The organism is Flavobacterium sp. ACAM 123 (genome assembly GCF_000264055.1).
GTDB lineage: Bacteria > Bacteroidota > Bacteroidia > Flavobacteriales > Flavobacteriaceae > Flavobacterium.
Genome location: NZ_AJXL01000041.1, coordinates 1 through 21,472 on the forward strand (window position 1 = coordinate 1; position 21,472 = coordinate 21,472).

The window sequence follows — 21,472 nt, forward strand, 5'->3', positions numbered from 1 at the left end:
ACATCAATTTTGGTGTTTTTTGCCCCTTTCATAAGTTGTGAGGCATCGTCTTTAAAGTCGGCTAAAAGAACATCTCCTATTTGAATGATTTCATCTCCAGGTTTAAGACCGGCTTTATCAGCGGGGAAATCTTTGTAGACTTCACGAATGATTATTTTATCTTCCTTTCGAGTAATCAAAGCGCCTATTCCGGTATATTCCCCCGTATTGTTTATTTTAAATTTCACTACGTCTTGCTCGTTGAAATAAACGGTGTAGGGATCTAATCCGGCTAACATGCCTTTGATAGCATTGTCCATTAAATCCCCGGGATTTGTCTCGTCGACATAGTTAGTATTCAATTCCTTGAAAAGGGTGGTGAAGATCTCGATTTGTTTTGCTATTTCAAAAAAGTCGTTTTTGAAACTGGCACCTAAAAACAACAGTGCCGAGGCAACAATAGGGAGGATGTAATTTTTTTTGAATATAGGAATCATGGTAGCGATTTATGGACCACTAAATTAGCAATAAATCATCAATAATGGAGTCAGAAGAAAAGGAATCTCTTTCTTAATGGTATAAAACGGGAGAAAACTATTCTTTTAAAAGATCTTTTTCTACTTCTACAGCATTGTTTTTGGCCTGCTGCGCTATAAATTTTTCAAATAGCTGGATGGTCTTGGTGTTAATCTCCTCATAAGACAGGCGCTCTTTAGTTTGATAAAAGAACATGAAAGAAAACGGTGTGTCTAGATTGTCAAAAAGGATATGTTTGTTTAGGCGGTAGGTCTCGCGAAGGATTCGTTTGAAGTAATTCCTATCCACAGCTTTTTTAAAGTTTCTTTTCGAAACAGAAACACCCATTTTAATTTGTTGACCATCGCTTGAAGGCCCACAATGGTAAACGAGCCGTAAGGGGTATTTTGATACAGATTTCCCTTCAGAAAATAATAATCCAATTGTTATTTTACTTTTAAGCTTTTCTTTTTTGGGATAAGTGAAGTTCATTGTTTTTGGAAGAGTGGAATTATACTAAACAAAGGTACAATTAAACGCCAGACCTATTATTGTTTAGGAATTAAATACCGCTAAAAATATATTTCTTACTTTTACAGCTAATTATTCAAGCATGGAAAAAATAATATCGTATCCCATATCTGTAATTTATTATTTATTATTTGGTCTTACGTTGGTCAGTTTTCACCCCATTCAGTGGTTTTGTTTTAATGTTTTTGGATACCAAGCGCATAAAAAGAGTGTGGACTACATGAATTTTCTTTTTATAAAATTTACTGCTCTTTTAGGAACAAGCTATAAATTTGAAAATATAGAGCGTTTGCCTAAAAATGCGCCAATCATATTTGTTTCTAATCATCAAAGCATGTACGATATCATTGCGATGATTTGGTTTTTACGTAGATTTCATTGTAAATTTGTAAGTAAGAAAGAATTAGGGAAAGGAATCCCAAGCATCTCGTATAATTTGCGTAATGGAGGTTCTGTATTAATTGATCGCAAAGACCCTAAACAGGCTATTCCTGCTATCAAAGGATTAGGGGATTATATAGAAAAGCACCACCGATCGGCAGTGATTTTTCCAGAAGGAACTAGAAGCAAAACAGGGAAGCCAAAAGCGTTTGCACAAACCGGTTTAAAAATATTATGTAAGAGTACACCATCGGCTTATGTAGTTCCGATAAGCATAAACAATTCTTGGAAAATAGTTAAATTTGGATTTTTTCCATTAGGTTTGGGAAATCGCCTTACCTTTACACTGCATAAGCCGCTAGCGGTAAGTGATTTTGATTTTGCCGAATTAATGGAGAAAACAGAAAGTGAAGTAATAAACGGAATAAAATTTTAATTTAAATAAGATGTCAATAAAAAACGTTCGATTGGAAGTTATGCAGTTTTTGGAAAAAAACGTTGATAGCTATGTTGATCAATATTTAATACCTGTTGAAAAAATATGGCAACCGTCGGATTTTTTACCAAATTCAGAAGGCGATACTTTTTTTGAAGAGGTCAAAGAACTACGTGAAATAGCGAAGGATCTACCATATGACTTTTGGGTGACCTTAGTTGGCGATACCATTACCGAAGAAGCACTTCCTACTTATGAATCCTGGTTGATGGATGTAGAAGGAATTGACAACGTAGAAAGAAACGGTTGGTCAAAATGGATTAGACAATGGACGAGCGAGGAAAATCGTCACGGTGATTTACTAAATAAATACCTCTATTTGTCTGGGCGAGTGAATATGCGTGAGGTTGAAATGACAACCCAACACTTAATTAGTGATGGCTTTGACATTGGCACTGGGAGAGATCCATATAAAAATTTCGTGTACACGAGTTTTCAAGAACTTGCGACTTATGTTTCTCATAATAGAGTGGCACAAATGGCTAAGAAATACGGAGACAATAAACTGTCTAAGATGTGTAAGATGATTGCTGGTGACGAGATGCGTCATCATCATGCTTATTCTGAGTTTGTAAGTGCTATTTTCAAAGTGGATCCTAGTGAAATGATGATTGCTTTTCAATATATGATGAAACAAAAAATCGTTATGCCTGCACATTTCTTGAGAGAATCAGGAGAAAAGATAAGTACGGCATTCGAACAATTTTCAGATTCAGCACAACGTATAGGTGTCTATACAGCAGCAGATTATATTGATATCATGCAAAAATTGATGACGAGATGGGAAATTGATAAAATCACTGGCTTAACGGATGAAGCGGAGAAGGCGCGTGATTATTTAATGAAACTACCGGCAAGAATGACGCGAATTTCAGAAAGGATGACAATCCCTCAAGAGTCTCATATTTTTAAATGGGTAGAACCTGCAAGATTGTAGGTTAAACATAAAACTAAGAAATGTTGATTATAGAATTTTAGAATCAACCTTAAAATAAAATACAGATGTTGGTTTTTGAAGTGCAATCACTTTAAGAATCAACATTTTTTTATAAAATTATAAAAGATGAATAATACAGATATTATAAGCAAAACAATTACGTTTGTCAAGGAAAAATTGAAAAATGCCGAAGGTGGCCACGATTGGTTTCACATTGAAAGAGTCTATAAAAATGCATTACTAATTGCAAAGCATGAAACTTGCAATGAAATAATTGTAAAGTTAGGTGCTCTTCTTCACGATATAGCAGATAGTAAATTCAATAACGGAGACGAAGCTGTAGGGCCGGAAACAGCGAGAGCTTTCTTGGAAGCAGAAGGCGTTGAAGAAGAAATTGTAAGTCATGTGATTAAAATAATCGAGAACATTTCCTATAAGGGGGGTAATTTCGAAAAAGGATTCTCTTCTATTGAGTTGGATATTGTTCAAGATGCAGACCGTTTAGACGCTATAGGAGCCATCGGAATAGCTCGAATGTTTAATTATGGCGGTTTCAAAAACAGAGCGCTATATGACCCCAATATCGCTCCAAATTTAAAAATGACAAAAGAGGAATATAAAAAGAGTAATGCGTCAACGTTTAATCATTTCTATGAAAAGCTGCTATTGTTGAAAGATAAAATGAATACGCTTACTGGCAAAGAGATTGCATTAGAAAGACATCGTTTTATGGAAACTTATATTGCGCAATTTTACGCGGAATGGGATGGGGAGAAGTAAGTGACCATTATTCAGTTTTTTAGTATTCAAAAGTTCTGATTACTAAAAAACGAAACGCCGAACACTACTAAATAATCCCTTTTTCTTTCATTTCGATAATCACATCCGCAGCGTTCTTAAATGTAGGAGGCTGTTCTATTATGCTTCCCACTCTTTTTTTGTTGAGTTTGAAGGTGATGTCGTTTTCTGTAGTGAATAAAAGGGCGGTCAAAAACGGATCGTTTATGTACGGAGCTAATACAATAAAGGCTTCGTCAAGCGTATGAAAACTTTCTATTTCCTCCATTTTGTACTTAGCGCTAAGAGAAAGACTGAAAACATTATTTTCTAGCAATACAGGTCGCACATAGATGTTCTTAAGTTCTGTATCACCTATGGTCTTCGCCAAAGTTAATTTGGCATAAGTACCATTTTGAATACTCTCTTTGACTTTTTCCCAAAATTGAACGAATACAGGTTGAAATGACATAAAATTAATTTTTAGCTGTTGAATGATTCTCTGTTAGAGTTTGCAAAATTAAGTGTTGTACCGCTAAATGGCACTCTAATATAAAGAAAGTTTGTTTTTTGAATATAAAACAAAAGATTCACGAATCGTATGAACTGTGAATCTGTTGTTAAAAGTTACTGTTGAATAACGGAATGGTTTAATTATTCCCCAGTAAACACGGCTTTTCTTTTTTCTAAGAAAGCGGTGGTGCCTTCTTTAAAATCGACTGTTCCAAAACATTTTCCGAAAGATTTTATTTCTGTTTCAAAACCATTTTCCCCATCTTTATAGTTAGCATTAATTGCTTTTATGGCTTTACTGATGGCTAATGGTGAGTTTTTCATGATTCTTTGTGCCGTCATGTTACAGAATTCTAAAAGTTCTCCTTGCGGTACCACATGGTTTACTAAACCAGTTCTGTAAGCTTCATCAGCGGTTACCATGCCTGCTGTCATGATCATTTCCATCGCACGTCCTTTCCCTATTAATTGGGGTAAACGTTGCGTTCCACCATAGCCTGGAATAACACCTAGAGATACTTCTGGTAGGCCCATCCTCGCATTGTCTGAAGCGATTCTAAAGTGACAAGCCATGGCTAGTTCTAATCCACCGCCAAGTGCAAATCCGTTAACGGCAGCAATAACGGGTATTTTTAGGTTTTCGACAAAATTGAATAATATGTCTTGTCCCTGAGCAGCTAGTTGCACTCCCTCTTCGACTGAAAAGTCGGCAAATTCAGCGATATCAGCTCCAGCAACGAAAGCTTTTTCACCACTTCCGGTTAAAATAATTACGCGTGTTTCGTAATTTTTTTCCAACTCCTGAAATGCCTGATGCAGTTCTTTGATCGTAACTGTATTCAGAGCATTTAGCTTTTCAGGACGGTTTATAGTTATTGTTGCAATACTGTTTTCTTTTGCAACTAGAATGTTAGTGTAGCTCATTTTAGAAATTTAAGAGTTAATTATTGGAAGTGACACCGTAAATTGTGTTCCTTTTCCGTGTTCTGTATCAAAGGTAATAGTTCCTTTATAATTTTCAATGATGTTTTTGATAATACCTAAACCCAATCCCATTCCGCTATTTTTAGTGGTGAATTTAGGTTCGAAAATACGGCTGATATCTTCAGGCTTAATTCCGACTCCATTGTCTTCAACGATTATTAATACGTTGTTGCTGTCTTTTTTTACCGTTACAAAAACGGTTTTGTTTTCCTGTTGTTCTGGAAGCGATTGAATCGCATTTTTAACTAAATTTGTGATGATTCGGATCAGTTGCGTTCGGTCTATTTTAGAAATAATTTCAGGAGATTCACTTTCAAATACGACGTGCTCTTCGTTGAAAATATCTAATGCTAGTTCGACCACTTCCACCACATTCAACGTTTCATTTTGTTGGGCCGGCATCGAGGCAAAATTAGAAAAAGCAGAGGCGACGGCATTCATAGTATCAATTTGCTGAATTAATGTCTCCGAGTAATCTTTCATTTTTTGAATGATGTCAGGATCTTCGGGATTGAATTTTCTTTCGAAGCTTTGCACGGTTAAACGCATGGGCGTCAGTGGGTTTTTGATTTCATGCGCCACCTGTTTTGCCATTTCGCGCCAAGCCTCTTCTCGTTCGCTTTGCGCTAATTTTACGGCACTTATCTCGAGTTCTTCGACCATTCGATTATAAGACGTAATTAGTAAGTTGATTTCCTTGCTGCTCGCCTCTAAAACGATTTTTTTATTTTTTTGGCTCAAACTGGTTTCGTTTATCCGGTCTGAAATTGTTTTTAAGGATTTTGTGATGTAAGTGGATAGAAAATAAGCCAATGCAAATGCCACAATTAACATGAAGGAATAGACTTGCCCCAAACGAATTAAAAAACTATGCAGTTCCTTTTCATAAAAATTATCATCCTCTAGATACGGTAAATTTAAAACACCTAATGGTTTGAATTTATCGTCTTTTATCTGGGTAAAAGAAGACCGGTTTTTAACATTGTTAACAGTTTTAATTTCCACGTAGCGTTTCTCTATCGAAGAACGGACCAGTTTTAATATGTATTTTTGGATAGGCGGCGAAACCTTATCAACGGAAAATGATTCTTTTGAGGATTTTAACAGTTTGCCTTCAAGACTATAAATATTTATTTCAATATTGTGAATGTGCGCTAGTTCATGAATTTTATCCTTGAAAATTAAGTCTAGGTTTTCAGTCGTCAATGGATAAGTCGTAGTCGAAAGAACGTAATTAATATGTTCCCTTACTGCATTCTCTTTCCTTTCTAGTCGTTCCTGATGGTATTCTTTGGCCTCGTTTTTAAATTGGATAATGGAGATAGAAGCTAACAAAATAGAGGCGACGATTATCAATACGATCATCGAAAGAAAAATCCGAATTCGCAGCGACAGCATCGATAATTTGAAATCTTTTAGCATTTTTTAGTGATTAGTGAATAGTCAATAGTGATTAGTTCAAAGCGTTAAAGCGAATCACTAATAACTAGTTGCTAATTACTTTTTTCGCGTATTCTTTTGTAAAACTTAAAACCCAACATAATGGTAAGTGCGAATATAAAAATTCCAATAACTCCGTAAATCCAATTAACGGCATTTTTAAGGATTACTAAAAAGACTACCGCAAAAAGAATAATGGTAGCTCCTTCGTTCCATAAGCGCATAAAATTGGTAGTGTATTTAATTTGGTCTTTTTGCAATTGGTTAAAAATCTGTTGGCATTTCCCGTGGTATAAATACAATGCAAATACAAAGCCAAGTTTGACATGCATCCAAGGCATTTGAAGCCAGGCTTTACCTAAGTCAGTAAAAAACAGCATCCAATAAGCGAAAATACTTGCAAGAATCGCCGAAGGCCATGTGATAATATACCAAAGGCGATAGGTCATTATTTTATATTGTGCTTGTAAAATTTCTTTTTCTGGTGATGGTTTTTGGGCAGCCTCAATTTGGTATACAAATAAGCGTACAATATAAAATAAACCTGCAAACCATGTAGTTACAAAGATGAGGTGTAGCGATTTGAGATAGTTATAATAGTCCATCGTTAGTTTGAATCAGTTTTGTGGTCATTTCTTTCTTTAGAAAATAACCTGTTAGTAGTGTTGATAGTACATCAGCAATAGGGAAGGCGACCCACACCCCAAAAATACCGAAAAAATTTGGTAGTATGAGTACTAATGGAATTAAGAAAAAGCCTTGTTTGCTAAGCGTCAGCAATAACGCTTTTTTAGCCTCTCCCGCAGCTTGAAAATAAGCAGCTCCAATCAATTGGATGGCTATCACAGGAGAAGCGGCAAACACCCATCGCAATGCGCCTGGTGCTTCTGCAATTACCTTCTCATCAGTGGTAAAAATGGCAATGATAGGCGTCGCGTAATAGAGTATAACGACAAAAACTAAGGACGCTAATAGCGCTGCAGATTTAATTGAAATTGTGATGCTTTCTTTTACCCTCTCATATTTTTCAGCTCCATAATTATAACCAGCAATTGGGATAAATCCTTGTGTTATTCCAAGAACAGGGAAAAGTGCAAATATTAGTGTCTTACTGATGATACCGTAAACAATAATAGAATGCTCGCCACCATAAGAGTATAAAGTATGATTGAGAATGATGGCTAAAATGCTTACTACACCCTGTCTAGAAAAAGAGACAAAACTAAGTGAGGTGATTTCTTTGATAATGGGTATATGGAATTTAAAATCTTGCGCTTTAAGCTTCAACTCGGTTTTGTATATAAAGTACCAAAGAATAAAAAGGAAACAGGTAAAATAGGAAATTCCAGTTGCAAGAGCGGCTCCATATAGGCCCAAATTCATTAGCTTTATAAATATAACATCCAATGCAATATTTACAAGAGCTGGAATAATCATCGACACCATTGCATATGTGGCTTGTCCCTCTGCCCTAATAATGTTATTTCCCATCATGCTAAGGGCAAGGAATGGTACTGAAACGATAATAGGGGAAAGGAAGATAGTCGCTGGCGCCAAAATATCTCCTTTAGCTCCATAAAAAAGTAATAACTCTTCACTAAAAAAAAACCCTAAAATAACAAAAATAGATGCTAAAAGGAAGGTCATCATAATTTGATTAGCGAAAGTAGTTTTTGCTTTTTCACGATTTTTTGCACCTAAAGCACGGGAAAGAACGGATCCACCACCCACACCTATAGCCATCCCCAATGATGAAATTAGGAACGTTATAGGAAAAACAACTGTTACTACTGCGATAGCGAGTGAACCAATCCACTGTCCTACAAATATAGTGTCAATAAGAATATTGAGGGACATGAATAAAATCCCTATAGAGGCAGGCGCTGCCTGTTTTATCAGTAGTTTTTTTATGTCTTTGTTTCCTAGTTCTTCGTCAGTTATTGCCATTTACGTTTTTTTTTCGACAGGTACCCATTCATTAATTTAATTGCTCACTACTGTGTACCTATTGTCACCGTCATTTAAGCAGGGAATTACAAAGATGGGGTATAGCGATTTGAGATTTTTAGAATAGTCCATCGGCAGTTTTAATTAATTTTGTGTTCATTTCTCTTCTCAGGAAATAACCTGTTAGTAGGGTTGACAGTACATCAGCAATAGGGAAGGCAATCCAGACTCCAAAAATACCAATAAAATTAGGAAGTAGGAGTACTAATGGAATTAAGAAAAATCCCTGCTTACTAAGCGTTAGTAACAACGCTTTCTTAGCATTTCCTGCCGCCTGAAAATAGGCCGCTCCGATTAACTGGATCGCAATAATAGGAGAAGCTGCAAATACCCAACGCAAGGCATCCGGTGTCTCTGCAATTACTTTTGGATCGGTAGTAAAAACGGATACTATGGGTGTTGCATAATAAAGAATAAAAACAAAAATTAAGGTTGCTAACAGCGCTGCATATTTAATTGAAATTTTGATGCTTTCTTTTACCCGTTCATAATTTTGAGCTCCGTGATTATATCCGGCTATTGGAATAAACCCTTGTGTGATTCCGAGAATTGGAAATAGGGCAAACATTAACATCCTACTTATTATCCCGTACACTGCGATGGAATGTTCGCCCCCGTACGAGTATAGGGTATGATTGAGTATGATTGCTAAAATACTCACCACGCCTTGTCTAGAAAAAGTAACAAAACTCAGTTCGGTAATCTCTTTTATTATGGGTAGGTTTAATTTAAAATGTCTTGCTTTCAGTCTTAATTCGCTTTTGTACACAAAAAACCATAAAACAAAAAGGAAGCACATAAAATAAGAAATTGACGTAGCTAAAGCAGCGCCAAACATTCCTAACCCCATCACCTTTATAAAAATAATATCTAAAATAATATTGACAAAAGCAGGAATAATCATGGCCACCATAGCAAATTTAGCTTTGCCCTCCGCTCGTATAATATTGTTTCCCATCATGCAAAGAGCCAAGAAAGGAACAGAAACAATAATGGGGGTGAAGAATTCAGTTGCTGGTTTTATTATGGGGCCCTTTGCACCAAAAAGCAGTAACATATCAGCACTAAAAAAAATCCCTAAAAGCACAAAAACTAACGACCAAAAAAAAGGTCATCATAATTTGGTTAGCAAAAGTGACTTTTGCTTTTTCCGGATTTTTTGCACCAAGAGCCCTAGAAAGCACAGATCCCCCACCAATACCTATTGCCATTCCTAATGATGAAATAAAGAACGTTATTGGTAGGACTACTGTGACAGCTGCGATAGCAAGAGAACCGATCCATTGCCCGACAAATATAGTATCAACTAGTATATTGACGGACATGAACAGAATCCCAATAGAGGCCGGAGCAGCCTGCTTTATCAGGAGCTTTTTTATATCTTTGGTCCCTAGTTCTTCGGCTGAAACTGCCATCTATGCATTCGTCTTTTCGACAGCTACCCATTCAGTTATCCAATTGCTTACTGTGTTGCACCAAGCATCACCATCATTTAAACAGGGTACTGCAAAGAATTCTTCACCGCCATGTACTTTAAATTCGTGATTAGCTTCCATTGCAATTTCTTCTAATGTCTCTAAACAGTCAGACACAAAAGCAGGTGTTACTACCGCTAATTTTTTAATTCCTTTTTCTGGCATTTTGTTCACTTGAACATCTGTATAAGGCGTAAGCCATTTGTCACCCGCTAGACGAGATTGAAACGTCTGACTGTATTTTCCTTCTGGGATACCTAATAATTTCACGACCTGTTTCGTCGTTTCGTAACACTGGTGGCGGTAGCAAAACTCATGTGCTGGCGACGGTGTATTGCAACAAGATCCATCAATTTTACAATGTGACTTCGTAATGTCTGTTTTGCGAATGTGACGCTCCGGAACTCCGTGGTAAGAAAACAAAAGATGGTCATAGTCATAACCTTCAAGATGTCCTTTTATAGAATCGGCAAGGTTTTGTAAATAGTCTGGTTTGTTATAAAAGGCAGGAACTATCGTAAATTTCATTTCTGGAAAATACTTTTTGCGATGCTCTTCAGCTAATTCTAATATTGTAGTGGTAGATGCCATAGCATGTTGCGGATACAACGGGAAAAGCATCACTTCATTCACCCCTTGATCGTGTAATTCTTGTAACCCGGACAAAAGAGAAGGATTACCATAGCGCATGGCTAATGAGACGGGAACGTCCACTAATTCTTTTACTTTGGCATGCATTCTTTTTGATAGTACGATAAGCGGAGAACCCTCATCTGTCCAGACTTTAGCATAAGCAGCTGCGGACTTTTTAGGTCTTGTTTGTAAAATGATTCCTCGAACTAATAAGGCTCTCAATAAAAATGGAACATCAATTACATATTTATCCATTAAAAACTCATCTAAATATGGTTTTACATCTTTCGCTGTTGGACTTTCGGGAGAACCTAAATTGACTAATAATACACCTTTCATAAAATATTTTTTTATTATTATTGCTTCAGCCTTTCCGCTAAATGGCATCAAGCTTGAAGAACGAGTAATTCTGTTACAAAAGTAGTTAAAGTTGTTTTTCTATAAAATACGATTAACTATTTTTTATTTATTGTTCAATACGTAAAATCAATGATTAATTACGTATTGGGATTTATTGACATTAAGTATTTTTTTGGCGTGGTAGCAAATTTCTTTTTGAATGCAGCGATGAAATGACTTCCGGTGCTGTATCCTATTTTTAATCCTACTTCATTTACATTATAAGATCCACTGTCGAGTAACTTTCGGGCAAAATCCATTTTGTAATCAAATAGAAATCCATAAACAGTATCGCCATAAATTTGTTTAAAGCCCATTTTTAGTTTTTTTAAATTCAATCCTATTTCGTCGGCTAGTTCTTGTAAGCTTGGAGGCTCGGCCATATTTGCAATAACGATTTCTTTGGCTTTTCTAATTTTCATCACATTGTCTTCATCGATCAAAAACGGACATTGTTCCGCATTGGGGTCTTCAGTTCTATTGAAATACAAACTCAATAACTCATAACCTTTTCCTTTGTAATACAAGTTTTTAATAGAAGGATGCAGGCTGTAATGAAATAATTGGGACAATACAATTGACATCGATGGACTTACATTTCCTTCGTTATAATATTTCTTGTCTCTGTTGTCTTCGCTCAAAAAAGTGATATAATTCGCTTCTGTTGAGAATAAAGCGTGAAATTTCTTTATAGAGATAATGACCGAAATCACCCATGAGTTCGGCGCTAGTTCTAGATTTAGAGGCAATTCTTTTTGTGGGTTGTATAAAAGTAAGGATTTTTCTTCTTTCATTTCCAATGCATAATTACCTTGATTGAAAATAAATTTTGCGCTTCCTTTTAATCCAAAATGAAATTGAATTAAGCCGTTGCTGACTTCCCGTTGGGCGTTAAATGATTCTGCACTGTCATTTTGAAAACGAATTAGAGTAAAATCATCTTCTATTTTTATAATTTCTTGAGAACTCATAGCGATATTTTTTAATTTAAAAAGCGACAATAACAAACTTTCTTAGTTTAGATCAACTCTAAATAAGCCACTCGTTACAACCTGATTTCCCTGCAAAAATAACGATTTTCGCATTAAAATAGGCGATTAGAAATAAAAAAACATTCAGCGACACAAAAAGTACTTCTAGCGTTATTTTTATAAAGTCTTTAGTGATAATTTTGTACCACTTTTTGGAAAAGTATTTATATGGAAAATAACAATTTATCAAAGCATGTCTATTTTTATTCCGTTGGATTGAGTTATAAAAAGGCAGATGCCGAGATTAGAGGAAGGTTTAGCTTGGATACTTTAGCTAAAACACGTTTACTGGAACAAGCAAAAGAGGAAGGGATTGAAAGTTTAATCGTAACTTCTACTTGCAATCGAACTGAAATTTATGGATTTGCAGAACATCCTTTTCAATTAATAAAGTTAATTTGTGAAAATAGCAAGGGTAGTGTTGAGGAATTTCAAAAAGTAGGTTTTGTATATAAAAATCAGGAGGCCATAAGCCATATGTTTCGCGTGGGAACTGGTTTAGACAGCCAGATTCTTGGTGATTTTGAAATTATTTCCCAAATAAGAACTAGTTTTAGTCAGTCAAAATCGTTGGGTCTTGCCAGTAATTTCATGGAAAGATTAGTAAACGCGGTAATTCAAGCAAGTAAAAAAATAAAAACAGATACAGAAATAAGCTCCGGAGCCACTTCGGTCTCGTTTGCTTCTGTTCAATATATTATTAAGAACGTCGAAGACATTGGAAATAAAAACATTCTGTTGTTTGGAACCGGAAAAATAGGGCGGAATACTTGTGAAAACTTGGTAAAACACACTAAAAACGAACATATCACTTTAATCAATAGGACGAAGGATAAAGCGGAGAGATTAGCTGGAAAACTCAATTTAATTGTAAAAGACTATTCAGAGTTGCATATCGAATTACAAAAAGCGGATGTTGTAATAGTGGCCACTGGCGCTCAAAACCCTACTGTTGATAAAGCAATTTTGAACCTGAAAAAGCCTTTGTTGATTTTGGATTTATCCATTCCAAAAAATGTAAATCAAGATGTACAGGAATTAGAGGGTGTTACGTTAATTCACATGGATTATTTGTCTCAATTAACAGATGAGACTTTAGAAAACAGAAAAAAGCACATTCCCGCTGCTGAAGCAATCATTGAAGAGATAAAAGAAGAGTTCAATGTTTGGACAAAAGGGCGAAAATTTGCGCCTACTATCCATGCATTAAAAGACAAACTGAATGCTATAAAAAAATCGGAATTAGATTTTCAAAGTAGAAAAATTTCTGATTTTAATTTAGAACAGGCTGAAATCATCAGTGCGAGAATCATCCAAAAGATAACAACACATTTTGCCAATCATTTAAAAGACGACGATACCATGGTGGATGAAAGCATCGAATGGATTGAAAAAGTTTTTAAAATTGGCGTTGACGTAAAGTAAAATATTTTAAAATTAGGTTGTAGCTCATAAAAGTAAATTACAACGTAATACAAATTTAAAATCATTGATTAAAAATGAAAAGGATTACAGTTTTTTGCGGCTCAAGTGCCGGAATCGATGGTACTTTCATCTCACAAGCAACCCTTCTCGGACAAACATTGGCACAGCATAAAATTGGACTTGTTTATGGCGGGGCTAATGTTGGCCTTATGGGAGCAGTAGCTGATGGTGTTTTAAATGGCGGCGGAACAGTTATTGGCGTTATTCCCGATTTTTTAAGATCAAAAGAAATCGCTCACAAAGGATTGACGGAGCTAATTGTAGTCGATAGTATGCACGAAAGGAAAACGAAAATGAATGATTTGTGCGATGGCGTTATTACTTTGCCAGGCGGTTTCGGTACACTTGAAGAGTTTTTTGAGATGCTTACATGGGCTCAACTTGGACTTCATAAAAAACCAATCGCAATTTTAAATACTAATGGATTTTATGATGCCTTAATCGTTTTACTCAAGACAATGGTGAGCCAAGGCTTTTTGAAAGAAGTTAATTATCAAATGCTTTTGGTTAGTGATGATATTGACGATTTACTTAAGCAAATGGAGAATTATGTAGCTCCTACAGTAGGAAAGTGGATTAGCGCAGAAACGACTTAGGTGTAAAATGATATCCCAACAGACTGGTGAAGATAATTACATAAAAATTGAAGCAGTATTTCATAAAATTACACAGTGGTAAATCGAAAGGGTTCAATATGGAATTAAAAAATAAAAATGGCAGATAAAAGTATACGAATCGGAACGCGCGACAGCGAACTGGCCTTATGGCAAGCTCATACGGTAGAAAAAAAGCTGAACGATTTAGGGTATAAAACCGAAATTGTTGCCGTTAAAGCGCAAGGAGATATAATCCTTGATAAACCCCTTTACGAACTCGGAATCACTGGAATTTTTACAAAAACATTAGATATTGCCATGATCAATGGTCAAGTAGATATAGCGGTGCACTCTATGAAAGATGTTCCTACTGCATTGCCTATAGGAATTGTTCAAGCGGCAGTTCTGGAAAGAGCCACTACCTTGGATATATTGGTACACAAAGGGAATCTTGGTTTTCTTAACGACTCAGGAACTATTGCCACAGGAAGTTTGCGTCGTCAAGCGCAATGGTTAAATAAGTACCCAACACATAAAGTAGTTGACCTACGTGGAAACGTAAATACTAGAATGCAAAAATTACAAGATAACGATTGGAATGGTGCTATTTTCGCAGCTGCAGGTTTAGAAAGAATCAATTTAAAGCCGGAGAATTATTTTAATTTAGATTGGATGATACCCGCTCCCGCACAAGGAGCAATGCTTGTTGTCGCCATGCAGAAGGATGCGTTTACAGTAGAGGCTTTATCTCAATTAAATCATATTGAAACTGAAATCGTGACCTACATTGAACGTCAGTTTCTAAAAACTTTAGAAGGCGGATGTACGGCACCTATTGGAGCTTTGGCGCGTTATAACGAAGAGGAAGATACGATTCATTTTCAAGGCGTTTTATTTTCGCTTGACGGAAAAGAAAAAATTGAAATCGATAAGGTGGTTCCTATCGAAGAATGGAAGAAATTAGGTTTCTATTCTGCGCAGAGAGTCTTAGATAATGGCGGAACAAAATTGATGACGGAAATTAAAAATAAATTGAAGAAATAATGAGTCAAACAAGCATCTTATCAACTAAAACATTGTCAGCTGAACAAAGGCAGGTATTTATCGACGCTGATTTTGATCTTTTAGAACAAGATTTTATCGAAATAAAAAACAACCTTTTTGAATTAGATAAATTCAACGATAATTTGATTTTCAGCAGTCAAAATGCTGTTGTAAGTTTAATGGAACAAAGCGGTTGGGAAGTTCTAAAGACTAAAATGGTCTTTTGTGTGGGTATTAAAACCAAAGAATTACTGGAAGCTAATGGTTTTACGGTGAGTGTCTATATGGATTATGCCTCCGAACTGGCTGAAATAATTACTTTAATCTACAACAAGGAAAGCTATACTTTTTTGAGTGGAAATTTGCGTAAGGAAACCTTACCAGCGGCATTAAAAAGCGAAGGGATTGCATTTAATGAAATAGAGGTGTATCAAACTACTTTAGCGCCTTTTAAAATATCTGAACAGGAAAATTTTGACGGAATAATGTTCTTTAGTCCATCTGCTGTTGAAAGTTTTTTGATAAACAATAAAATCAAGAAGGAAATTTGTTTTTGTGTAGGGAATACTACCGCAAAAGCATTAGAATTAAATAAAGTTAAAAATATTGTAATTGCTGAAATACCAACGGTCGAAGACGTAATTGTTGAAGTTATAGGATATTATAGAAGCCCACTTGGCCCCGAGGAAAGGGAAACGGTGTAAATAAAAATTTAAAAGCTTTAACCAAGTTTAAAATAATAATAAAATGAACGATAAAGATTTGCATATTTCCCCATCTGGGGTTAGTGGGCTTAAGAACGACTTATTTTTAAGAGCATTAAAAGGAGAAACAGTAGAACGTCCACCAGTTTGGATGATGCGTCAAGCTGGAAGATATTTACCTGAATTTATCGCTTTGCGTGATAAATATGATTTTTTCACCCGTTGTCAAACGCCTGAATTAGCTGCTGAAATCACGGTTCAGCCTATTCGTAGAATTGCTCCGGATGCAGCGATTTTATTTTCAGATATCTTGGTGATTCCACAAGCAATGGGAATTGAAGTATTGATGAAGCCAAATTTCGGTCCTTTTTTACCAAATCCTATTCGTACGATTCAAGATGTAGAAAAAGTAATTGTTCCTGATGTGCATGAAACTTTGGGATACGTTTTTGATGCCATTAAATTAACAAAAGAAATGTTGGATGATGCCGTGCCGCTAATTGGTTTTGCTGGTTCACCGTGGACAATTATGTGCTACGCAGTAGAAGGACAAGGATCTAAAAGTTTTGACAAAGCAAAAGGATTTTGTTTTAGCCATCCAGAAGCGGCTCACGTTTTATTGCAAAAAATTACTGATACGACAATATTATATTTAAAAGAAAAAGTAAAATCGGGCGTTGATGCCGTTCAAGTTTTTGACTCTTGGGGAGGTATGTTATCTCCGGTTGATTATCAAGAATTCTCTTGGAAATACATCAATCAGATAATCGAAGCCTTGGCCGATCATGCTCCGGTAATTGTTTTTGGAAAAGGATGTTGGTTTGCCCTTAACGAAATGGGAAAAAGTCGTGCTTCTGCATTGGGAGTGGACTGGACTTGCTCACCAAGAAATGCAAGATATTTGTCTGGTGGTAATATCACGTTACAGGGTAATTTTGACCCATCAAGATTGTTGTCACCTATTCCGGTGATTAAGAAAATGGTAAATGAAATGATTGACGAATTTGGAAAAGACAAATACATCGCAAACCTTGGACACGGTATTTTACCAAATATTCCTGTGGATCACGCGAAAGCATTTGTCGACGCGGTGAAAGAATACAAGCAGAAATAGATGCTGAATAAAGGACTTCGAGACGAAAAGAAAGTGAAAATTGACACTATGTTAAGTACTTTACTTTCTTTGGTTTTTGTTCCAAAATTTTGGATTATCGAAGACATCAGTTTAGTCGATAATCTGCTAACTAATTTTGAATTGACCGTCGATATTCTGAAACAAATTGAAGAAAAAGACTTGATTTTGTTGTTAGATAAGCACGAAATGGACTGGGCTCAAAAAGAGCAATTTGCTGACTTTTTGCTGGCTTTTTCCAAAGAGAATCGATTTGATTTATCGGAGAAAGCAATTGCTATTTATGAGCATATTCAATCCGTAAGCAAAACATTTTCGGTGGAAATTTTTAATAAAATAGCTTCCGCAAAAGCAAATTTATAATGAAAGAACAATTTTACAGTTACATACAAAACCTTCAAGATCAAATCGTCGCAGGATTAGAAGCTGTCGATGGTCAAGCCAAATTCCGTGAAGATCTATGGGAACGTCCGGAAGGTGGAGGAGGAAGAACACGTGTAATCGAGAATGGTGCCGTTTTTGAAAAAGGCGGGGTGAATATCTCTGCTGTACATGGAACATTACCAGAAGCCATGCAAAAATTGTTCAATGTAGGAGAAGCTGATTTTTTTGCCTGCGGACTAAGTTTGGTAATGCATCCTAAAAGCCCATTGGTGCCTACGGTACATGCCAATTGGCGCTATTTTGAAATGTATGATGAAAATGGAAATGTAATCCAGCAATGGTTTGGTGGTGGACAAGATTTAACGCCGTATTATTTGTTTGAAGAAGATGCAACGCACTTTCACCAAACTTGTAAAAGAGCTTGTGATAAACATAATTCTGATTTTTATCCAAAATATAAAAAACAATGTGACGCCTATTTCTGGAACGCCCATCGCAATGAAGCAAGGGGAATAGGAGGTTTATTTTTCGATTATTGCAAAGCTACTGACGAAATGAGTATGGAAAATTGGTTTGATTTTGTGAGTGAAGTGGGGGATAGCTTCCTCGAAGCTTATCTTCCAATAGTGGAAAAGAGAAAAAAATTAGCCTATACTCCAGAGCAAAAGACCTGGCAGGAAGTTCGTCGAGGTCGTTATGTCGAGTTCAATTTGGTACATGATAAGGGAACTTTGTTTGGATTAAAAACCAACGGCCGAATCGAAAGTATCCTGATGTCTTTACCACCAAATGTGCAGTGGGTATACGACCATCATCCAGAAGTAGGTAGTGAAGAAGAAAAGTTAATTAAAGTATTAGAAAATCCAATAAATTGGATTGTCGATTGATGATTAACGATTTTTGATTTCAGAGTTTCTGACTTCAATAATTCGTTTTAAATCATAAATCAGCAATCTTAACTCGAGAGCTTTGCTCGAATTGGCGAAGCGATCTAAAATTATAAATTATATGTTTCCATTACACAGAGGTAGAAGATTAAGAACGAACGAATCTATTCGTTCATTAGTGCGTGAAACCACTTTAAGTCCGTCAGATTTTATGTTTCCTATGTTCATTGCAGAGGGAGAAAATGTGAAAGTTGAAATCGCTTCGATGCCGGGAATCTTTCGTCGTTCGATTGATTTAACGGTGGAGGAAATCAAAGAAATCTATGCTTTAGGTATTCGAGCGGTGAATATTTATGTAAAAGTAAGTGAAAACCTAAAAGACAATACCGGAAAAGAAGCCTGGAATAAAGACGGATTGATGCAAGAAGCCATTCGTGCTATTAAAGCAGTTTGTCCTGAAATGATTGTCATGCCAGATGTAGCCTTAGATCCGTATTCTATTTACGGTCACGACGGTATTATAGAAAACGGAGATGTACTCAACGACCCTACAAATGATGCTTTGGTAAAAATGGCCGTTTCACATGCAGTTGCTGGAGCTGATTTTGTTGCCCCATCCGACATGATGGACGGACGAGTTTTACGATTGCGTGAAGGGCTTGATGCTGCAGGATTCCATAACGTGGGTATCATGAGCTATTCTGCCAAGTATGCCTCGGCATTTTATGGACCATTTCGTGATGCATTAGATAGTGGGCCCGTTGACAATAACGATGTTCCAAAAGATAAAAAAACCTATCAAATGGATTATGCTAATCGTATTGAAGCAGTCAAAGAAGCGCTTTGGGATGTGGAAGAAGGAGCAGACATGGTAATGATAAAGCCAGGAATTGCGTATTTAGACATCGTAAGGGAAATCAAAAATGCGGTAAATGTTCCGGTAGCTGTATTTCATGTTTCTGGTGAGTATGCCATGATCAAGGCCGCAGCCGAAAGAGGATGGTTAGACCATGATAATACGATGATGGAACAATTAATGTGTATCAAACGTGCTGGGGCGAGTTTAATTTCTACTTATTTTGCAAAGGAAGCCGCTATACTCTTAAACAAATAAAACTGATAATTATCATTTGATAAAAAGTTTAAGTTGATTAACTTTGGGTTAAAACACTTCAAATTATGAAAAAAATAATTTTTATTGCGATCGCAGTAGTAACATTTTCTTGTAAAGGAAAGGAAGAAGAGTCTTTTGGAAAAGGGAATGATACCGAAAAATCAGGAGGTAGTGTTAATGAGGGAATGGTAGCAGAGACTAAAACCTCGGTAGATTTAGGGGAGTCCATTTTTTTAGGAAAAGGAAATTGCGTTAGTTGTCATAAAGTCGATGAAAATATGATTGGGCCAAGTTTGCAAAATATTGCTAAAATTTACAAAGAGAAAAACGGGAGTATCGTTGCTTTTCTAAAAGGCGAAGATGAGCCAATCGTAGATCCGTCGCAGTATGCAATAATGCAAGCGAACATAGCTCTTACTAAAACATTCTCAGATAAGGAATTAACAGCATTAGAAGCCTACGTTAATTCGACGCTACAATAGATAAAGTCACAACAAGCGAATTTATAAAGGAATTCACAAGGAATCAAATTTTTTGTAAACTTTTTACCTTTAGAGGAATCGTTAGGTTTAAATTTAGTTACTTTAATACTATGGAAACCGCTTTTTTCAAAACACCGTTAGGCACTGCTAAGATAGTAGGCGATGAGAACGGTATTGCAATAATTTCCGTTCAGGACGAAGGAGAAAGTTCTACTATGATTCCAGAAGTTTTACAGGAATGTGTGATGCAATTAGAGTCTTATTTCGAAGGAAAAAGAAATGATTTTAGTATCAAACTCAATCCAAAGGGTACTGATTTCCAACAAAAAGTATGGAAAGCGTTGGTAGAAATCCCTTATGGAAAAACCAGGACATATTTAGAACAGTCCAAGGTTTTAGGAGATGTCAAAGCCATTAGGGCTGTGGCTTCCGCCAATGGAAAAAACCCGCTATGGATTGTTGTTCCTTGTCATCGTGTCATTGGTACGGACGGTTCGCTCACCGGTTATGCAGGAGGTTTATGGCGTAAAAAATGGCTGTTGGAACACGAAAACCTAAATGCGCAACAAAGATTGTTTTAAAGAATTAAATGCATATTGCTTGAATTTCTTTATATTCGAACATCGTTAACTTTAATAGTTGTGATTTTCGATAGAAAATAAAAGTTGTATCAATCCTTATAAATCTGCGTACAATAAATATGATAGAAAAATTAAACCTCAATAACATACTTTTCTTAGATATAGAAACTGTTCCGGAAGCGGAGAATTATAATGAACTGGATTCGGAAATGAAAGACCTTTGGGAGCATAAAACCCAATACCAACGAAAAGAAGAACATTCCCCAGAAGAGTTTTACGATCGGGCAGGAATCTGGGCTGAATTCGGAAAAATAGCGTGCATCTCTGTTGGTTTTTTTGTGACTAAAGGCGATATAAGGAACTTTCGAGTTACGTCCTTCTTTGGTGACGAGAGGAAGATTCTGAAGGACTTCAATAATCTATTAGACAATCATTTTAATTTGCCACAACATATTTTGTGCGGCCATAATGCTAAAGAATTTGATATTCCGTTTCTGGCAAGAAGAATGATTATAAACCAAATAGCACTGCCTGATAAGCTAAATTTATTTGGCAAGAAACCTTGGGAAATTCCGCATCTGGATACCTTGGAGTTATGGAAGTTTGGCGACTACAAGCATTACACTTCTTTAAAATTAATGTGCAAGGTGCTTGGAATACCTTCTCCGAAAGGCGATATTGACGGCAGTCAAGTAGGTCACGTTTTTTATGTCGATAAAGACATTGACCGGATTGTAAGCTATTGTGAAAAAGACACCATTGCGGTTGCTCAGATTTTTCTCAGACTTAGAAGAGAAGAGTTATTGATTGAAGACGAGATTATTCACGTTTAATAAATAGTTTTCGGATATTTCAATAAATGGAAATTAAGTGGAAATTATAATTGTTGCCATTGGAATTCCTTCGATCTCGAGTCCTTAAAAAAATTTGGTGTTGCAAGCGGTTAAATTTTTACTTTTACCAT

General features: G+C 36.1%; 23 protein-coding genes and 1 pseudogene. 14 read left to right on the plus strand and 10 right to left on the minus strand.

Features of this window, described 5'->3' with window-relative positions:
* Both A3SG_RS19525 and A3SG_RS0109280 read right to left on the minus strand, forming a co-directional pair.
* Positions 1-476 (minus strand): S41 family peptidase (locus A3SG_RS19525; RefSeq protein WP_035663686.1); only part of this gene is annotated, 476 nt, incomplete at its 3' end.
* Between the two features lie 97 nt (positions 477-573).
* A complete protein-coding gene (locus tag A3SG_RS0109280; RefSeq protein ID WP_016989746.1) occupies positions 574-987 on the minus strand; it encodes a ribonuclease P protein component in 414 nt (137 codons plus the stop codon).
* Between the two features lie 121 nt (positions 988-1,108).
* On the opposite strand from A3SG_RS0109280, the gene A3SG_RS0109285 reads away from it, so the two are divergent.
* From A3SG_RS0109285 to A3SG_RS0109295, 3 genes are all read left to right on the plus strand, one after another.
* On the plus strand, positions 1,109-1,843 hold the full coding sequence (locus tag A3SG_RS0109285; RefSeq protein ID WP_016989747.1) for a lysophospholipid acyltransferase family protein: 735 nt from the start codon (positions 1,109-1,111) through the stop codon (positions 1,841-1,843).
* Positions 1,844-1,853: 10 nt separating this feature from the next.
* On the plus strand, positions 1,854-2,840 hold the full coding sequence (locus A3SG_RS0109290; RefSeq protein WP_016989748.1) for an acyl-ACP desaturase: 987 nt from the start codon (positions 1,854-1,856) through the stop codon (positions 2,838-2,840).
* Positions 2,841-2,966: 126 nt separating this feature from the next.
* Entirely contained in the window at positions 2,967-3,620 is a 654-nt protein-coding gene (locus A3SG_RS0109295; protein ID WP_016989749.1) for an HD domain-containing protein, read from the plus strand.
* A 67-nt stretch (positions 3,621-3,687) separates the two neighbouring features.
* Here the strand turns inward: A3SG_RS0109295 and A3SG_RS0109300 are convergent, their stop codons facing one another.
* The 8 genes and pseudogenes from A3SG_RS0109300 to A3SG_RS0109335 form a co-directional block, all read right to left on the minus strand.
* Positions 3,688-4,089 carry a hypothetical protein gene (locus A3SG_RS0109300; protein ID WP_016989750.1) on the minus strand — a complete coding sequence of 134 codons (402 nt, stop codon included), beginning with the start codon at positions 4,087-4,089 and terminating at the stop codon, positions 3,688-3,690.
* 182 nt (positions 4,090-4,271) lie between these two features.
* Entirely contained in the window at positions 4,272-5,054 is a 783-nt protein-coding gene (locus tag A3SG_RS0109305; RefSeq protein ID WP_016989751.1) for an enoyl-CoA hydratase/isomerase family protein, read from the minus strand.
* Positions 5,055-5,063: 9 nt separating this feature from the next.
* Complete coding sequence (locus A3SG_RS0109310) at positions 5,064-6,479, minus strand: ATP-binding protein (RefSeq protein WP_016989752.1); 1,416 nt, start codon at positions 6,477-6,479, stop codon at positions 5,064-5,066.
* A gap of 128 nt (positions 6,480-6,607) precedes the next feature.
* Positions 6,608-7,159 carry a CopD family protein gene (locus A3SG_RS0109315; RefSeq protein ID WP_016989753.1) on the minus strand — a complete coding sequence of 184 codons (552 nt, stop codon included), beginning with the start codon at positions 7,157-7,159 and terminating at the stop codon, positions 6,608-6,610.
* Positions 7,146-8,501 (minus strand): MATE family efflux transporter, encoded by a 1,356-nt coding sequence (locus A3SG_RS0109320; RefSeq protein WP_016989754.1) that lies wholly within the window; start codon positions 8,499-8,501, stop codon positions 7,146-7,148. Before A3SG_RS0109320 ends, A3SG_RS0109315 begins: the two co-directional genes overlap by 14 nt.
* Positions 8,502-8,619: 118 nt before the next feature.
* Positions 8,620-9,976 (minus strand): annotated as a pseudogene (locus A3SG_RS19530) (MATE family efflux transporter).
* Entirely contained in the window at positions 9,977-11,008 is a 1,032-nt protein-coding gene (hemH, locus tag A3SG_RS0109330; RefSeq protein ID WP_029596711.1) for a ferrochelatase, read from the minus strand. It abuts the pseudogene before it with no gap.
* Between the two features lie 158 nt (positions 11,009-11,166).
* On the minus strand, positions 11,167-12,039 hold the full coding sequence (locus A3SG_RS0109335) for an AraC family transcriptional regulator (RefSeq protein ID WP_016989756.1): 873 nt from the start codon (positions 12,037-12,039) through the stop codon (positions 11,167-11,169).
* A 228-nt stretch (positions 12,040-12,267) separates the two neighbouring features.
* Here A3SG_RS0109335 and hemA point away from each other — a divergent pair, with 228 nt between their 5' ends.
* The 11 genes from hemA (at position 12,268) to A3SG_RS0109395 (ending at position 21,341) form a co-directional block, all read left to right on the plus strand.
* On the plus strand, positions 12,268-13,524 hold the full coding sequence (gene hemA / locus A3SG_RS0109345) for a glutamyl-tRNA reductase (protein WP_016989758.1): 1,257 nt from the start codon (positions 12,268-12,270) through the stop codon (positions 13,522-13,524).
* Between the two features lie 74 nt (positions 13,525-13,598).
* Positions 13,599-14,180: a TIGR00730 family Rossman fold protein gene (locus A3SG_RS0109350; RefSeq protein WP_016989759.1), complete on the plus strand. Its 582-nt coding sequence runs from the start codon at positions 13,599-13,601 to the stop codon at positions 14,178-14,180.
* Positions 14,181-14,297: 117 nt separating this feature from the next.
* Entirely contained in the window at positions 14,298-15,224 is a 927-nt protein-coding gene (hemC, locus tag A3SG_RS0109355) for a hydroxymethylbilane synthase (protein WP_016989760.1), read from the plus strand.
* Positions 15,224-15,928, plus strand: coding sequence for a uroporphyrinogen-III synthase (locus A3SG_RS0109360; protein WP_016989761.1), 705 nt, complete (start codon positions 15,224-15,226; stop codon positions 15,926-15,928). Before hemC ends, A3SG_RS0109360 begins: the two co-directional genes overlap by 1 nt.
* A gap of 43 nt (positions 15,929-15,971) precedes the next feature.
* Positions 15,972-17,042 (plus strand): uroporphyrinogen decarboxylase, encoded by a 1,071-nt coding sequence (gene hemE, locus A3SG_RS0109365; protein ID WP_016989762.1) that lies wholly within the window; start codon positions 15,972-15,974, stop codon positions 17,040-17,042.
* Complete coding sequence (locus A3SG_RS0109370) at positions 17,043-17,423, plus strand: hypothetical protein (RefSeq protein WP_016989763.1); 381 nt, start codon at positions 17,043-17,045, stop codon at positions 17,421-17,423.
* Positions 17,423-18,331, plus strand: a complete 909-nt coding sequence (hemF, locus tag A3SG_RS0109375; protein WP_016989764.1) for an oxygen-dependent coproporphyrinogen oxidase — start codon at positions 17,423-17,425, stop codon at positions 18,329-18,331. The genes A3SG_RS0109370 and hemF overlap by 1 nt, the downstream gene beginning before the upstream one ends.
* A 121-nt stretch (positions 18,332-18,452) precedes the next feature.
* The gene (gene hemB / locus A3SG_RS0109380) at positions 18,453-19,445 is read left to right on the plus strand and encodes a porphobilinogen synthase (RefSeq protein WP_016989765.1); all 993 of its coding nucleotides are present in this window, start codon (positions 18,453-18,455) and stop codon (positions 19,443-19,445) included.
* Positions 19,446-19,510: 65 nt separating this feature from the next.
* Positions 19,511-19,927 (plus strand): c-type cytochrome, encoded by a 417-nt coding sequence (locus tag A3SG_RS0109385; protein ID WP_016989766.1) that lies wholly within the window; start codon positions 19,511-19,513, stop codon positions 19,925-19,927.
* Positions 19,928-20,037: 110 nt separating this feature from the next.
* Positions 20,038-20,508 (plus strand): methylated-DNA--[protein]-cysteine S-methyltransferase, encoded by a 471-nt coding sequence (locus tag A3SG_RS0109390; protein ID WP_016989767.1) that lies wholly within the window; start codon positions 20,038-20,040, stop codon positions 20,506-20,508.
* A 119-nt stretch (positions 20,509-20,627) separates the two neighbouring features.
* Positions 20,628-21,341 (plus strand): 3'-5' exonuclease, encoded by a 714-nt coding sequence (locus tag A3SG_RS0109395; protein WP_016989768.1) that lies wholly within the window; start codon positions 20,628-20,630, stop codon positions 21,339-21,341.
* The last annotated feature ends 131 nt before the right edge of the window (positions 21,342-21,472 follow it).